The following is a 14,710-nucleotide window of genomic DNA, read 5'->3' as shown; positions in this document are numbered from 1 at the left end:
CCAATCAGAGCCAACCTCTCAACGGTCAACAACAACTATGTACTGAGGGCTACTGAGCGTAAGTCAACCAAACGATAAAGGTTGTTCCCATGCTTGAGTTATCTTGACCATGACTAATGGATAATTCCCCATTTTCCTCAGTCGATAGTAGTTTGGCAGGACTCAAAACTTCAATATCACCCTGCATGTATGCCATGAGTTCTTTTGCGATCGCTAATCCTAAACCAGTGCCAGGGATAGGACCATTAGCTTGAACTCCCCGATAATGTCGCTCAAACAGATGGTCTAAGTCTTCTGGAGCAATACCTGGACCAGTATCACTAATTGCGATCGCTATAGCATCACCATGATCAAGCCATTGTCCAACACCAACTTGGATATCAATTTTTCCCCCAGCTGGGGTGTACTTCAAAGCATTGTCAATCAAATTACTCAACACTTCCCGTAAAGCCTTAGGATTCCCTTTCACCAAAGGTAAGTCGGGGGCAATAGAGCAATGCAACTCCAAATTAGCCTCTTGAGTAATAGCGTCAGCAGATATAAGCAAGGGTTCTAAGACATCCTTGACCGCAAACAGTTCCAAAGGAAGAGTTTTGTCCGTGAGTAGGGGAAATTCCCCTGGGGTGGAGTGTGGTTCGGAGTGACTAGTTGGGTAAATCTCCCCAAGATCATCTGATTCTGGGGATGAGGAAGCCTCAGCCGTAGCTACAGGTAACGTTAGGGATGCTGTATCGGTTTGGTTCATGTCCAGGCAAGCATTAAACTGTTGCAGCAACTCCTGTAAGCGATCGCTTTCTCGTATAATGCTCGAAGCCACTGGATAGTTTTTATCTCCTGGTACCAGTCGCTTCAGCAATAGCTTCCCAAAGGTTCGTAAGGCCATCAGGGGATTACGAAATTGATGCAGCAGATCATCAAGCATATCCCGTTGTTTTGCCTGTAGACGTCTTTGCTGAGTCAACTGCTGCTCAAACCAACCTTGACGCTGTTCTATGACATATGCGATCGCTAAGGTTCTAGCAATGCGTTCCACACTTGCCTGTTCTGTGTGATTCCAAGGTCTATCATCACGAGCACTCACCAATAACCCCATCACTATCCCTTCATGGATTAGAGGTAAAACGATTTGGTGCTGCTGCTGTAGGGAATTTTCTGTCCAGTCAAAAGAGGTTGAACCCACATCTTGCTCTTGGTTATTTCCCTGAGGGAGTAGCCGAGGTAAGCTGCTGGATAATCGAGGAATCTGATCAATCTCACCTATTTTCTGTGGCAAAACCCAGTCAGGATCACTCATATCCCACACGGTACTTGTTTCCGGATAAACTACCACAGGAATTAGCTTTGCCTGATTGCCCTCAACGAATTCTTCCGTTAAATATACAGCACCACTAGCTGCTCCCAGTCCTTGGGTTAATAAAGCCACTTGGTTTCGACACAGGGAGACAAATTCTGAACTGACGCGAGTGAACATGAGCAATAGATGAGTGATCTGGGTTAATCCTACTGGAAGTTAAGCCACTATCAGCTTTCCTTCTATAATGTCGAACCCCTTAACTAGCGAGGGGGTCTGGGGGATACATGGACTCCCCCAGGCTGAGCGGGTGGGTTCGATGCCCACCCTATAAGCATTTACCATTGTCACCTCAGTGTGGTAGAATAGGGGCTATGTTGATGATGAACTACACATACAGGATTTATCCCAGTCAGGATCAACAACAGATCCTCAAAGACTGGCTTGAGACTTGTAGACGAGTCTATAACTACTCATTGAGGGAGTTGAAAGACTGGATTGCTAGTCGTAAATGTCCTGTGGATAGGTGTTCCATTGACAAGGAATACATCATTCCTGCCGATACACCGTTTCCTAGTTATCACCGTCAACAAAACAATCTACCCAAGGCCAAGAAAACCAACCCATTTCTAGCTTTGGTGCATTCCCAAGTTTTGCAAACAACCGTTAGGCGGTTACATGACTCATGGGAAGCAATGCAGTCTAGAGGGTTTGGGTTTCCTAGATTCAAGAAACGCGGGCAATACAAATCATTTGTGTTTCCTCAATTCAAATCTAATCCAGTCAGTAATGCACATATCAAACTTCCAACGAGGTGCGCTTTCCGTTGGCGAATTAAATTCGCCACGGGTCGCACCTCAAGATTGGCTTAGTTCCGATTCGGCTCCATCGGGAAATCCCCGAAGGATTCCAGGTCAAACAGGTTAGAGTCTTGGCTAAAGCTAGACAGACACAATGGTATGTTGTTATATCGATGGCACTGGATGTCGATATTCCTGATCACCCTGCTGTAGGCAGGGCAATCGGAATCGACCTTGGGTTAGAGAAATTCCTGACAACTTCAGACGGTTTCACAGTTGAACGGCCTAAGTTTTTCAAGTCACTGCAAGGCAAGCTGGAATTGCTGCAACGCAGAGCAGCTAGAAAGCAAAAGCGTTCTAATAACTGGGAAAAGGCACAACTGAAGGTGGCCAGACTACATCAAAAAATAGCGAATACTCGCAAAGACTTTCATCTGAAAACAGCCCATTTACTCTGTGACCAAGCTCAGACAATCTTTGCAGAAGACCTCAACACAGTAGGACTCAATCGAGGGATGTTGAGGTTTGACTGTATTGATGCTTCATTCGGTCAATTCTTAGATCTTCTCAAGTGGGTAGCCTGGAAACGGGGATGCTACTTTAAACGAGTAGACCCCCGTGGAACCAGTCAGACTTGCCCTGAGTGTCAGGCAACGGTCAAGAAAGACTTGAGGGTCAGAGAACATTTTTGTCCTGAATGCGGCTACACAACTCACAGAGATCATGCCGCCGCTCAGATGATTAGATGGCGAGGATTGGAATTAGTACCCGTGGACAATTCGGGGAACGGAAACCGCTTGTCAAGTCGATCTGTCGGGGGAGAAATCCTAGATAAGTGGCGCAAAGGTGTTTAATCATCTGGGGCAGGAATACCCGTTTGTGAGGATGGGAAGCCTACACTATACCGAAGGTTAGTTTAGGAGGATGTCACACAATTGACTATTATGCCTTAGTCATCAGTCATTAGTGATTAGACCTCTGGCAAATATCTGTTACATCCATTGCCTGATCATCTGATCACCCCATCACCCCATCACCTGATCAGTGTAATTGTGAGATGAGTTTAAGGCTATTTTTTCTAATTATATTTAAGTTTTATTAAAACTATTAAATTTTTGTATTAATTTTCCGGAGGTAATGAGGAAACGGAAAATCCCCTAAAGTATTGCTGTCAAAGGTTTCAGCCGGGTTGTTTAGTTCTATGACAAGAGCTTGATATTTTTAGAAAGAGTCGATATAATTTCGACGGCTTTTGTAACTATCTTTACAATTGCCAGCAAAAAGAGGAGGTAAAAAGGTTGGCAAGAAGACGTAAGCGTAAGAGTCGCCGCCGCCAAGAAGGGCGAAAGATACTTGAGCATGTACCTCAGTACAATCTAGAAAGTGGCGAGTATAAACCGGTTACAGCAGCACGGGCATACATTCGATCACAAGGGATAGTTCCACCTGCCCTACTACTGGTCAAACGTAACGAGCATACCACAGACCGTTATTTCTGGGCAGAAAAAGGGCTCTTCGGTGCCCAATATGTGGAAGAAAATCATTTTCTGTTTCCCAGTTTGCGATTAATCAACTCTCCCTTAAAAAAGGTAGGGGTTGCCGCTCGTAGCCGCTGAAACCTTACTGGTAATATTTATTGAAAGTGCTTTTACTTAGCCCTCCTCAAACTCTAAGGCTTGAGGAGGGCTAAGTATCTTGGGTTTATTTACCTATTCTGCTTATAGTGGGGGAAGATGTCAAACCCTGCTTGCTTACAACAAGGGTTTTAGTTTGAGGGACTGTTGAAGTTGTATTAGTTCATCGCGATGGCCAGTGACTATAACCAAACATTGCTCCGCAGCAGCTTGATCCCCAGGGGCTTGGGTAGACGCTGATTCTAATTTCAGAGATACCTGTTCGAGTCGCTCAGCTTTTTTCCAATAAAAAAGGCCCGCTGCGGGAGCTAGTGCCACTAGCCCCAAAAACACCTTAGTCAAAGTCGGAAACAAAATAGAGAGCACTAGAGATAAGCAGACTATACCACAGGCAGCTAGGACGGTTAAAAAGATAGCCAGAAACCAACTCGGTCGGACTATCCCCTGGAACGTGACTTGATTGGTGGCAGCATCCACCGCCGCCACCTGGTAGGCTCTTTGATCAAAATATTGCTTCAACTGGTTTAGAAGCGATTCTTCTGTTTCTGGGGAAGCTAGCTTCACTTGTTGTATTCGGTCTTTCACAGAGGCTCGAATAAAGAAAAACAAACCTACTGCCAATAAAAGGGTTAGCAAAAGTGTAGAAGCAAGAATAGTTGTATTCACTGAATATTAACTATAAAAATACACATCCTTTGCTACTACTTTACAATGTATGAGACACTAATGGTCAGTTTAGCTCGTCGGTACCCACTAGCTAGAGGCTGTAAGATGCTGGTGTGGGTAGATGGCTAGCAGGTAGCACGCCCTGAATTCACATCTGGGCAAAACAATGCATAACCTGACTTCTGGGATGCCACCAGGGTTTTCAAAGACAGCACCCTGGAATAAATTGCTACTTCCCTACCTAACTGACTCAACAACAGACTGGTGGCAGGGAGTCCTTGGCTGAAATTTCCCCACTGTTTCCTCAGCCATATAGTTATGCCAAAAACTGGCAAGTTCTATAGCTTTCTCCTGCCACTCTGGGCAGATTTGATACATCCTGCGTGGGCGTCCTCTTCCTTCTACTTTTTGCCAGTACGCTGAAATTGCCTGTTTTTCTTCAAGAAACTTCAGTGCACTGTAGAGGACAGTATCTGAGAGTCGATAGGTGGGGTATTCTTGTTCCAGTTGTTGGATCAGTTGTGTTCCATAAGACTCTCCTTGCAACAACACCGATAGCACATAGCATACCGCTAATTCTTTATTGAGATAGTTGGGCGGAGGATCTTGGAAAAAGCTATAGATATCTTCGAATTTCATCTGCATATGTAGTTGGAATTCCCAGTTATTCTAGATGGGATTAGAGGGTTTTCTGGCAAATAGTCATGGTTGGAGGCACCCTGGGAAATTCACGCGCGTTTTGCAGTGAGTTTTCTTGAAACGACTAACCTGGGTAGGTACATCGCTATCACAATTTATAACTTAAAAATCTCTGGCGTAGGGTTTAAATACCTCCCTAATTTGATGAAAGTTTAATGAATTTTGGACTTAACACACCTAAAAAGTAAAGATCAACTTTAATAATTGCTCGAAACCGTTATCCAAAACTACCGACTATCAAGGGTAACATCGGGAAGGAAGACAAGACAGACGAGTAACACCAATTTCATTGATGCGAGCTAGAGAGGATGATCTCGGATGGAAGGATGGGGGCATGGAGGGATGAATATCTAAGCTAATATCCATTTAAATTTCAGATCTTGCCACTTGTGCACAAGCCAGTCTACCATCTCCCCATCTCCCCATCTCCCCATCCCCCCATAAACCGCCATTCACAATTTAAATCCGTTAAAGCTTAATAATTTTTGTGGGGGTTGGTGTAAGTGGCGGTTGGTGTAAGTGGGAGTTAGTGTAACACAAAAGTGAACCATTAATGTGGCTCATCTCACATAGGACCCATTCAGGCAGGTTTTTTAGCAAATTAACGGTTCCCACATTACCTCAGGGCTTTATCTGCGATTTAGCTGGGGATGAATTGCGAGTGTGATCAATCCTTGTCACAATAAAGTTGGTTGCTGACCCCCCCGACCGACAACAAGGGTGTTTAGCTTCCACCCCAAGATTAGCCCTACGTCTTTTCGCGTTGCGGAGCGCGTGGTAGGCGCTTCAAAAGTGATTACTCAAGGGACACAGCCCCCATGCGAGAGATACCTGACAGTTCCATCCCACCAGCTCGTCAAAAAATTGCCCTAACGCTGCGCAGATTCGGTTGGATTTCCTTCTGGACTCAGTTAATCCTAGGGGTGATTTCTACCCTGATTTTAGTGTTTGCAGGGTTTACCCTTGCCAGCCCTCAACCTGACAATCAAGCGGGTCAAGGAATCGGCTTCGGTCTTTTTTTCGTAGTTTGTGGACTAGTGGCTTTAGGTATAGGCATTTATTTTGCCTACCGTTACACTGGAATCGCTAGTCGGCTGCTAGCTGCCAATGGGTCAGACATACCAAGCAAAGCTCAAACCCTTCAAACGATTAGGCTGGGCTTGATTGTGAGTTTAGTAGGAATGTTATTGACCATCATTGGCTCATTTGCAGTCATAGGCAGCCTTGTAGCCCTAGCTCTAGCTGAGCAACAAAATTCAGTTGGGTTGGCTTGTAATGATGTTCCACCGATAGACCTGTTTGTTGTGCAGGCAAACATCAACACTATTTTTGCTAATTTTGTTGGCATAGCGATTTCACTGTGGCTATTTAATCGAGTCAGTCGCTAGCCAACATACCTCACACCAGCTCACCAGCTCACCAGCTCACCAGCTCACCAGCCGACTCCCTACTCCCTACTCCCTACTCCCTACTCCCTACTCCCCTACTCCCGACTCCCGACTCCCGACTCCCGACTCCCAGCAGAAGTTAATTGCCGTTGGCAAGAAAACTGTGGCACATTGGTGAAGTTAGATCCATGTTGCTCAGATGAGTACCGATCATGCGATCGCGCCATTTTAGTAGAGAAAACTCGTGCTTGACCTAAAGCAAATTCGGGAAAATCCACAAAAGGTTCAAGAACTACTCGACCGACGTAGTGTCAATCAATATGACCTACAACCAATTCTGGAACTGAACCAGCGTCAGCGGGAGCTGGAAACATCCCGCACCCAGTTGCAGGCTCGTAGTAATGAAATTGGTAAGCTGATTGGTCAAAAAATCAAATCGGGTAGTCCTCCACAAAGCCCAGAAATTCAGTCGCTCAAGGAAGAGGGTAACCAAATCAAAACTAAGTTGAGCGAACTGGAACCCCAGGAAAAAGACCTAAAAGACCAGCTGAACACCCTCTTGCTATCCCTGCCCAACTTGCCCTGGGAATCCACACCGATTGGCAAGAGTGAAGCGGAAAATGTGGAAATCCATCGCTGGGGTGATGAGTACATTCCCAAGGATTTTCCGATTCTACCCCATTGGGAAATTGGCGAAAAACTCGGCATTCTTAACTTTGAGCGAGGGGTGAAAATCGCTCAGAGTCGATTTGTGACATTGATCGGGGCTGGTGCTGCTTTGGAACGAGCACTGATTAACTTCATGCTTGACCAGCAAATTGCTGCTGGCTATACCGAAGTGATGCCACCGGTACTGATCAACAGTGAATCCCTAACCGCTACCGGTCAGTTGCCCAAGTTTGCCGAGGACAGCTTCAAGTGCTCTGATGATGATTTGTGGTTAGCACCCACAGCAGAAGTCCCATTGGTCAATCTCTACCGAGATGAAATCCTCGAAGCATCCCAACTTCCCATTAATCTCTGTGCCTTCACCCCGTGTTTTCGCCGGGAAGCGGGTAGCTATGGGCGGGATACCCGGGGTCTAATTCGACTACACCAGTTTAATAAAGTTGAGCTAGTGAAAATTGTTGAGCCGAGTACTTCCTCCGAAGAGCATCAGAAGCTGCTTAAGAATGCTGAGGCGATCTTGGAAACCTTGAAATTACCCTACCGGACTGTAGAACTGTGTACAGGGGATATAGGTTTCTCAGCCGCTACAACCTATGACCTAGAAGTTTGGCTGCCTTCGCAAAGTACATATCGGGAAATTTCCAGTTGCTCTAATTGCTTTGATTTCCAGGCACGGCGGGGTAGGATTCGTTTCAAAGAGTCCGGCAAAAAAGGCACTAACTTTGTTCATACTCTCAATGGCTCAGGATTGGCAGTGGGGCGTACTATGTCAGGCATTCTGGAAAATTATCAACAACCCGATGGAACGGTTAAGATACCAGAGGCTCTACAGCCTTATATGGGGCGAGATCTGTTGTAATACCATGAGCCTAGAGCCTAGAGCCTAATTGCAATGCCTATACAATAGAAAAATGAAGTTAACATTACATTAAATAAATTCTTCACTTATATGTCAATTTTGGCGGCGATTGCAGTTTTGGCAGTCTTGATTCTTGTTCACGAGCTGGGTCATTTTATGGCAGCTCGTCTGCAAGGAATCTATGCCAATCGCTTTTCTCTTGGCTTTGGTCCAATTCTATGGAAATATCAGGGTCCAGAAACTGAGTATGCAGTGCGAGCGATTCCCCTAGGGGGGTTTGTGGGTTTTCCTGATGATGACCCCGATAGCGATATTCCCCCCAATGACCCCAATTTGCTCCGCAACCGACCGATTCTAGACCGGGCAATTGTGATTAGTGCTGGTGTCATTGCTAACTTGGTCTTTGCTTACTTCCTGCTTGTGGCTCAGGTAGGAATGGTTGGCATCTCGCAATTCAACTACCAACCGGGTGTGGTAGTGCCTCAACTTGCCCCAGAAAGCAGTTTAGTGGCTACAGAAGCAGGTATCAAACCAAGAGACATAATTCTCGCCGTAGATGGTCAAGGGTTGGAAGCAAACCCGGAAGGGATTACTTTCCTGATGAAAGCGATTCAAAATCATCCCAACCAGCCCCTTCAAATGCGGATTCAGCGTCAAAAACAAACGCTACTGTTGAAGGTGATTCCGGAACTAGGGATAGATGGTAAAGGAAAAATTGGTGTACAACTCTCTCCCAATGGAGAGGAAGTGCGTAAACGTGCTGGTAGTTTGCTGGAGGTATTCAGTCGTGGTGCCGAAGAATATCAACGCATTACAGTCTTAACCCTGCAAGGCTTTGGTCAGCTATTGAGTAATTTTGGCGAAACGGCGGAACAAGTGTCAGGTCCAGTGGCAATTGTGGCGATTGGAGCCGATATTGCTCGTTCCAATGCTGTCAATCTTTTACAGTTTGCAGCTCTGATTAGTATAAATCTAGCGATTATTAATATTTTGCCCCTACCAGCCCTTGATGGTGGTCAGCTGGCTTTCTTACTGATTGAAGGACTTCGAGGTAAGCCCTTGCCCATGGAAGTACAGCAGAATATTATGCAAACTGGGCTAGTGCTGCTTCTGGGTTTAGGTGTTTTCTTGATTATTCGAGATACAGCTAACCTGGTTTGGGTACAAAACTTATTCCAGTAACCCGTGTTTGGTTGTTATAGGTTACAGGTTGCAGGTTAGAGGTTACAGGTTGTAGGTTGCAGGTTACAGGTTAGAGGTTAGAGGTTACAGGTTAGAGGTTACAGGTTGCAGGTTACAGGTTACAGGTTAGAGGTTGCAGGTTAGAGGTTACAGGTTAGAGGTTACAGGTTGTAGGTTACAGGTTACAGGTTAGAGGTTGCAGGTTAGAGGTTCAAAGATTTATTGACCTAGGTTAGTTGATCCTGTGGGTTTTACTGGTATAGCTTCAGAAGAGATTTACCCTCGATCTTCTCAACATTGGCCTTGCGGCCACGCGTGCGCGTTCAACCTTCCAACCTTCTAACCTTTAACTGGCGCTTATCTAGCCAACGTTCAACCTTCCAACCTTCCAACCTTTAAACCTTCCAACCTTCCAACCTTCCAACCTTCCAACCTTCCAACCTTCCAACCTTCCAACCCATGAGTATTACCCGTAAATGGTCTGCCAAGCAGCAAAGATCCCTAGAGATTCTAATTCGCCTTAAGCGACTCTATCCGGACGCCACCTGCACACTGAATTACGAAACGCCAGTACAGTTAATGGTGGCAACCATTCTTTCAGCTCAATGCACCGATGAACGTGTGAATCAGGTAACACCAGGGTTGTTTCGCCAGTTTCCTGATGCTGTTGCGATCGCTAGTGCTGATATAGAAGTCTTGGAAACTTTAGTGCGCTCTACTGGCTTTTATCGTAATAAGGCGAAAAATATTCAAGGTGCCTGCCGCATGATTGTTAAGGAATACGGTGGTCAGGTACCGAAACAAATGGACAAACTCCTCAAGTTGCCTGGAGTGGCTCGTAAAACCGCCAATGTAGTACTTGCCCATGCCTATGGTATTAACCAGGGAGTCACGGTAGACACTCACGTCAAGCGTCTCAGTCAGCGTCTAGGATTGACAGAACACACCGATCCGATCAGGATTGAGCGAGATTTAATGGGGCTTTTGCCCCAGGAGGATTGGGAAAACTGGTCGATTCGGCTGATTTATCATGGTAGGGCAATTTGTAAAGCCCGAAAACCTGATTGTGATGCTTGTGTTTTGGCGGACTTATGTGCCAGTGCCGATCTGCCTGAGGTAACGACTACTACAACAGATAGCGGGCAAACTAATTAAGCTGATCGGATAAGATAAAAAGACAATGTCTTGTTAAAGAATAGAATTTCGAGAATTAATGGCTAAAAAATCAATGATTGAGCGCGAAAAAAAGCGCAAAAAAATGGTAGAAAAGTACGCAGCTAAGCGGGAGGCGCTCAAGGAAGAGTTTAAAAATGCTGCGACTCAACGAGAAAGGTTAGAGATCCACCGGAAAATACAACAGCTCCCCCGCAACAGCGCCCCCTGCCGTGTGCGGAACCGTTGTTGGGTTACAGGGCGTCCTCGAGGTTACTACCGAGACTTTGGACTATCTCGCCATGTCTTGCGGGAATGGGCACACCAAGGTCTATTGCCAGGTGTGGTTAAATCAAGCTGGTAGGTTAATTGTTTGCAGGTTAACTGGTTGCAGGTTAACTGGTTGCAGGTTAACTGGTTGCAGGTTAACTGGTTGAAGGTTTTAGGTTGTCTGACATACCCGAGTCTACCCTTAGGGTTTTCCTACTGAAGAGGAGCATAGCCACTCTGCCTTGAGCTTCAACGGGCCCTTGCATGACGCTCTGGGAACTTTCAACCTTAAAACCTTGGCCAATAGGCCACGCGTTCGCGTTCAACCTGAAACATCTACTGCCCACAACAGCGGTCAATGCCAAGACTTTGTAAGAGTAGGTCACTGACAGCGTTAGCGATCGCAAATTCGCCGTAAAAACTTTCTCGAAAGTCAAACGACTGCATTTCTGTAACAATAGCAATCACAAGTGAACCCAAATCATTTTCTCCTTCCATCCGTTGACGGACGAAAATCTGGGCTGCTCGTTGTGCAATCGTTTGATTAATTGCTTCTGGGAGAAACTCTTGATCTAGCCATTGCGCAAGAGTTTCTCGTAACCATTCACCTTCCTGCTCAGGATTTGCAGCTGGTGGCAGAGTAATCGCTGGAATTGGTTTCGGTTTAGCCATAAATAAGGTTTGGTGACGGCTAAGCTAAATAGTTTTCTGTTGACATTTGATTCCATCATACTGTCAACACTCAACACTCAACACTCAACACTCAATACTCAACACTCAACACTCAACAAACTGATCCTGCTAAGCTGATGCGCATTTAAATTGGTTTTTCCCTGTTCCCAGATCCGCTGATCCGAAGTTCCCTTTGAGCAATTTAGGTATCCCAATCTAAATGCTGAACAGCTTATTAAAGACTAAAAAGCCTCTTGAGTCGCTTGCGAACCCAAGCTACAAGATTTCTGTCATCTTCTGCTGCATCCAACAACCCCATTTTCCGCATCTGTTTTTGTCGCTCAGCTAATTCTTCCTGATGCTTGCCTAATTCCTGGACAATGATCTCAGATAGATCTGGATAGTCCTGCAATAGTTGTTTAAAACCTTTATTGCTAATTACAAATAATAGTGACTCTTCTAACGCTCTAACTGATGCTGTTCTTGGTACGCCTAACATTAACGAAAGTTCCCCAAAAAATTGACCTGCCTGAAGACTATTAAGAGTTTTGTTAATCCTCTCTACAAAGACTTCGACAGAACCAGCTAGGATAATATAAAACGCATCTCCAGGGTCCCCTTCATGAAATAAAATCTCTGAGGCACGTAAGCGCTTTCGGTATCCAATTTCAATTAATTGTCTTAGTTCTAATTCAGTAAAATTTTTAAAATAATCGACCTGTCGTAGTAAGTCACGTAAAGCTAAAGGTCTAGGTGTTTTAACTTTGAATGGCTGCTGAGTTGATTGTTCAATAGTTTCTTCAATAGTTTCAAGATTTTGGCGGTGAATCTCTCTCCCCATCAGGGCTTCAGGGTTGCGCAGCCAGAAATCCCTTTGAGGGAAAGGAATTGAGAGTCCCTGCTGACGTAAATTATATTCAATAATAAAATTCAAAGAACTTCTTATAAAAGGTTCTTGATCAATTCGATTGACCCATACCCGAAGTTCAAAGTTTAAAGCACTATCACCAAACCCTTTAAAAAGAACTCTTGGTGTCGGTTCAGATAAGACGGATGGTTCTAAATAAGCAGATTTTAACAGGACTTCTGTCACTAATACTGGATCACTATCGTAAGCGACTCCTACAGGTATGTGTATACGGGCTTTATAGCTGTCAAAAGTCCAGTTAAGCATTCGGTTTTCCACCAGATGAGAGTTAGGAACTACTACATCTCCCCCCTCCCTTGTGCGGATGATTGTAGACCGCATGGAGACTTCTTTAACATATCCGGATAACCCATCAAATTCAATGAAATCACCAACTCTTATTGTTCGTTCTAATAGTAATGTCACACCACTGATAAAGTTTTTAGTTATATCCTGTAGTCCAAAACCAATTCCAACCCCTAAGCCACCAGCAATAACGGCTAATGACCCCAATTCAAAGTTATTATTCAGAACAATTACAATGCCTAATATCCCAAATGCGTAGCTGATGATTGTAGCGATGACTGCTCGATTAGCTTCGTCAATCCCCATTTGGGGAAGTAGCTGTTGTTTGAGAAAGTTTTTTAGGCTACTAGCAAGAAAAATTACTATCATTAAAGATAGTACTAATTTGATTAGTGATTTAATAGATAATTCAGTACTACCTACTTTAAAAATGGTGAATTCAATGAGTTCTAAACCACCTTGATCATCAATAATATATACCAGTATAAGTAAAAGTATATAACTAATTAATTTAGAAATAAACTCTCTTTTTTTTTGATCATTAACTAGCTTATTAAGTAGTTTATAATTCAGGATTTTTTTGAAATCTTGAATTATAAATTTAGCCGTTAAAAATAAAAATATTAATTGAAGTATGGTGAGAATAGATACAGACTCTCCTCCCAGTTGGAAGAGGGGGTTTCTTAAGAATTCTAAAACTAATTTATCAAGAGGCATAAATAACTGCTTTTCAGCTATGAATCTATATTTATACCACTTAATTTTAGTATTATTTTACTATTCCGATCTCAGAGTTGCTATTTACCACTTTTCCCGCTTGCAACTCCCAGACCAGTGAAATTCATTGCACGACCGAGCATGAAGCGCTTTGAGCAACACAAGTACTTTTGAGTCAGGCACAAGCAACAAACCTGACAACAAAGCCTAAAAACCCCTTGCCACACTGACAAAATCAGTAATCAGCACACTAATCAGCACTCAGTACTAGCTTCAAGTTAGCTTCAGAAATAATTACATATTATACCATGTTTGACAATGATGTGACGGTCTCTGTCAAATGTAATCACACCACGGTTATGGAGTTCTCCTAGAGTTTTAGTCACTGTGACCCGAGAGGTGCCGATGGCATTAGCTAGATTCTGATGGGTCATGGGCACACTCAAGCGAGTTCCCGAGGGAACTGGCTCCCCCATTTCCTGTTTCAACAAGAATAATAACTGCTGCAAGCGGTCTTCCACTCGGCGCAGTCCAGCGATCGCTAAAAGTGCTTCTGTCTGTTGTATCCTGTGACCTAGCTGATTGAATAGGGTATGAGATAGATGAGGGGACGCTTCCAATTCAATCATCGAAAACCATTTAAGATGCACTTCGGATAAAGCTTGAGCCTGATAGGTCTCTAGAGCAGCCAACCCAATCCGGAAGGAGGTATCGGGCAATGCCCAACCTAGTAGCACTTCCTCTCCATCAAGGTTAATTTTACCAAAAAAATGGGTCTAAAGCCCCGTCCTTCGTTCGACGGCAATTCTAATAGACAATGGGATTGAAAGTTGGCACCTTGTGTGCTACACTAAAAGTATAATCAATAGACTGTAGTAGCTAGATACTGTCTAAACATAAGTAGGCAACGTAAAAAATATGTAGAGCGTACATATTGCGTAATTGGGTCTAACGACTTAAATGTTTATGAAAGATTTAGATAAAAAAGTATCTAGTTAAATAGATTTTGAAAAGGTACGGTGGGGCACACCGAAACCCAAGTCGGAAGACTAAATACGCTTGTGGATTTAAAGTTACCGTAAGAATAGTGGAGCCTTTATAGTCGGTCGGTTATGCAGCATAGGGGAAAGGTTTTGTAGTAAGGCTCCACTATTCTAAGGTTTCGTCTCCAAGGAGACCTCTATTTTTCCTGGCTCCGGCAAGGGATAACAAGTCACCCCGTGGAAGCAAGAATCCCCGTCCTTCCAGGGCGGGGAGTGTCAATCAGTTGAACAATACCTTGACAGACTTGCCAGATCCCAGGTGCAACCAAAGGAATGATTTCCCCCTTTGAACAAAATGTCTCGCTAACCCCACCTAAATCGAAGATTATAGGTGGGGTTAGCGAGACCAACAAAAAACACTACCTTTTCTTATTCTTTTGGCAATTCTAGATTAATCATATTTGTGTTAATATAATTTAATAGCCTCTAGAGTGGGGTGTGACTAGACCATGGGT

General features: G+C 44.3%; 16 protein-coding genes and 2 pseudogenes. 11 read left to right on the top strand and 7 right to left on the bottom strand.

Annotation, left to right across the window (positions count from 1 at the left end):
- Positions 1-49: 49 nt before the first annotated feature.
- On the bottom strand, positions 50-1,471 hold the full coding sequence (locus tag F6K51_RS17425; protein WP_293022158.1) for a GAF domain-containing sensor histidine kinase: 1,422 nt from the start codon (positions 1,469-1,471) through the stop codon (positions 50-52).
- A 200-nt stretch (positions 1,472-1,671) separates the two neighbouring features.
- On the opposite strand from F6K51_RS17425, the gene F6K51_RS17420 reads away from it, so the two are divergent.
- From F6K51_RS17420 to F6K51_RS17410, 3 genes are all read left to right on the top strand, one after another.
- Positions 1,672-2,163 (top strand): transposase, encoded by a 492-nt coding sequence (locus F6K51_RS17420; protein WP_293022156.1) that lies wholly within the window; start codon positions 1,672-1,674, stop codon positions 2,161-2,163.
- Positions 2,130-2,945 (top strand): transposase, encoded by an 816-nt coding sequence (locus F6K51_RS17415; RefSeq protein ID WP_365939978.1) that lies wholly within the window; start codon positions 2,130-2,132, stop codon positions 2,943-2,945. Before F6K51_RS17420 ends, F6K51_RS17415 begins: the two co-directional genes overlap by 34 nt.
- A gap of 444 nt (positions 2,946-3,389) precedes the next feature.
- Positions 3,390-3,707: a DUF3155 domain-containing protein gene (locus F6K51_RS17410; protein ID WP_008178570.1), complete on the top strand. Its 318-nt coding sequence runs from the start codon at positions 3,390-3,392 to the stop codon at positions 3,705-3,707.
- Between the two features lie 135 nt (positions 3,708-3,842).
- Here F6K51_RS17410 and F6K51_RS17405 read toward each other — a convergent pair whose 3' ends face one another.
- Both F6K51_RS17405 and F6K51_RS17400 read right to left on the bottom strand, forming a co-directional pair.
- Entirely contained in the window at positions 3,843-4,391 is a 549-nt protein-coding gene (locus F6K51_RS17405; protein WP_293022150.1) for a cofactor assembly of complex C subunit B, read from the bottom strand.
- 237 nt (positions 4,392-4,628) lie between these two features.
- Entirely contained in the window at positions 4,629-5,030 is a 402-nt protein-coding gene (locus tag F6K51_RS17400) for a helix-turn-helix transcriptional regulator (protein WP_293022147.1), read from the bottom strand.
- Between the two features lie 878 nt (positions 5,031-5,908).
- Between F6K51_RS17400 and F6K51_RS17395 the strand changes: the two genes are divergently transcribed.
- A complete protein-coding gene (locus F6K51_RS17395; protein ID WP_070392824.1) occupies positions 5,909-6,478 on the top strand; it encodes a DUF3611 family protein in 570 nt (189 codons plus the stop codon).
- A 95-nt stretch (positions 6,479-6,573) separates the two neighbouring features.
- On the opposite strand, the gene F6K51_RS17390 is transcribed toward F6K51_RS17395, so the two are convergent.
- Entirely contained in the window at positions 6,574-6,705 is a 132-nt protein-coding gene (locus tag F6K51_RS17390; RefSeq protein ID WP_293022142.1) for a hypothetical protein, read from the bottom strand.
- Between the two features lie 17 nt (positions 6,706-6,722).
- Here F6K51_RS17390 and serS point away from each other — a divergent pair, with 17 nt between their 5' ends.
- The 6 genes and pseudogenes from serS to F6K51_RS38470 all read left to right on the top strand — a co-directional run bounded on the left by serS (position 6,723) and on the right by F6K51_RS38470 (position 10,777).
- Positions 6,723-8,006 carry a serine--tRNA ligase gene (gene serS / locus F6K51_RS17385; protein ID WP_293022139.1) on the top strand — a complete coding sequence of 428 codons (1,284 nt, stop codon included), beginning with the start codon at positions 6,723-6,725 and terminating at the stop codon, positions 8,004-8,006.
- A 90-nt stretch (positions 8,007-8,096) separates the two neighbouring features.
- Positions 8,097-9,188, top strand: coding sequence for an RIP metalloprotease RseP (rseP, locus tag F6K51_RS17380; RefSeq protein ID WP_293022137.1), 1,092 nt, complete (start codon positions 8,097-8,099; stop codon positions 9,186-9,188).
- Between the two features lie 419 nt (positions 9,189-9,607).
- A pseudogene (locus F6K51_RS38475) lies at positions 9,608-9,664 on the top strand (hypothetical protein); the annotation flags it as partial.
- A complete protein-coding gene (nth, locus tag F6K51_RS17375) occupies positions 9,648-10,343 on the top strand; it encodes an endonuclease III (protein ID WP_293022135.1) in 696 nt (231 codons plus the stop codon). The pseudogene F6K51_RS38475 and the gene nth, both read left to right, overlap by 17 nt.
- 58 nt (positions 10,344-10,401) lie before the next feature.
- The gene (gene rpsN / locus F6K51_RS17370; protein ID WP_008178551.1) at positions 10,402-10,704 is read left to right on the top strand and encodes a 30S ribosomal protein S14; all 303 of its coding nucleotides are present in this window, start codon (positions 10,402-10,404) and stop codon (positions 10,702-10,704) included.
- The gene (locus F6K51_RS38470) at positions 10,643-10,777 is read left to right on the top strand and encodes a pentapeptide repeat-containing protein (protein WP_365939976.1); all 135 of its coding nucleotides are present in this window, start codon (positions 10,643-10,645) and stop codon (positions 10,775-10,777) included. The genes rpsN and F6K51_RS38470 overlap by 62 nt, the downstream gene beginning before the upstream one ends.
- 169 nt (positions 10,778-10,946) lie before the next feature.
- Here the strand turns inward: F6K51_RS38470 and F6K51_RS17365 are convergent, their stop codons facing one another.
- The 3 genes from F6K51_RS17365 to F6K51_RS17355 all read right to left on the bottom strand — a co-directional run bounded on the left by F6K51_RS17365 (position 10,947) and on the right by F6K51_RS17355 (position 13,949).
- Positions 10,947-11,282 carry a hypothetical protein gene (locus F6K51_RS17365; RefSeq protein WP_071104310.1) on the bottom strand — a complete coding sequence of 112 codons (336 nt, stop codon included), beginning with the start codon at positions 11,280-11,282 and terminating at the stop codon, positions 10,947-10,949.
- A gap of 235 nt (positions 11,283-11,517) precedes the next feature.
- Complete coding sequence (locus tag F6K51_RS17360; protein WP_293022126.1) at positions 11,518-13,212, bottom strand: cyclic nucleotide-binding domain-containing protein; 1,695 nt, start codon at positions 13,210-13,212, stop codon at positions 11,518-11,520.
- Between the two features lie 284 nt (positions 13,213-13,496).
- Positions 13,497-13,949, bottom strand: a complete 453-nt coding sequence (locus tag F6K51_RS17355; protein ID WP_293022124.1) for a Crp/Fnr family transcriptional regulator — start codon at positions 13,947-13,949, stop codon at positions 13,497-13,499.
- A gap of 328 nt (positions 13,950-14,277) precedes the next feature.
- Between F6K51_RS17355 and F6K51_RS17350 the strand changes: the two are divergent.
- A pseudogene (locus F6K51_RS17350) lies at positions 14,278-14,370 on the top strand (RNA-guided endonuclease TnpB family protein); the annotation flags it as partial.
- Positions 14,371-14,710 lie beyond the last annotated feature (340 nt).

This window comes from Moorena sp. SIO3I8 (assembly GCF_010692325.1).
Classification (GTDB): Bacteria; Cyanobacteriota; Cyanobacteriia; order Cyanobacteriales; family Coleofasciculaceae; genus Moorena.
The sequence above is the reverse complement of the archived record's forward strand: the minus strand, read 5'-3'. Positions and strand labels throughout refer to the sequence as shown.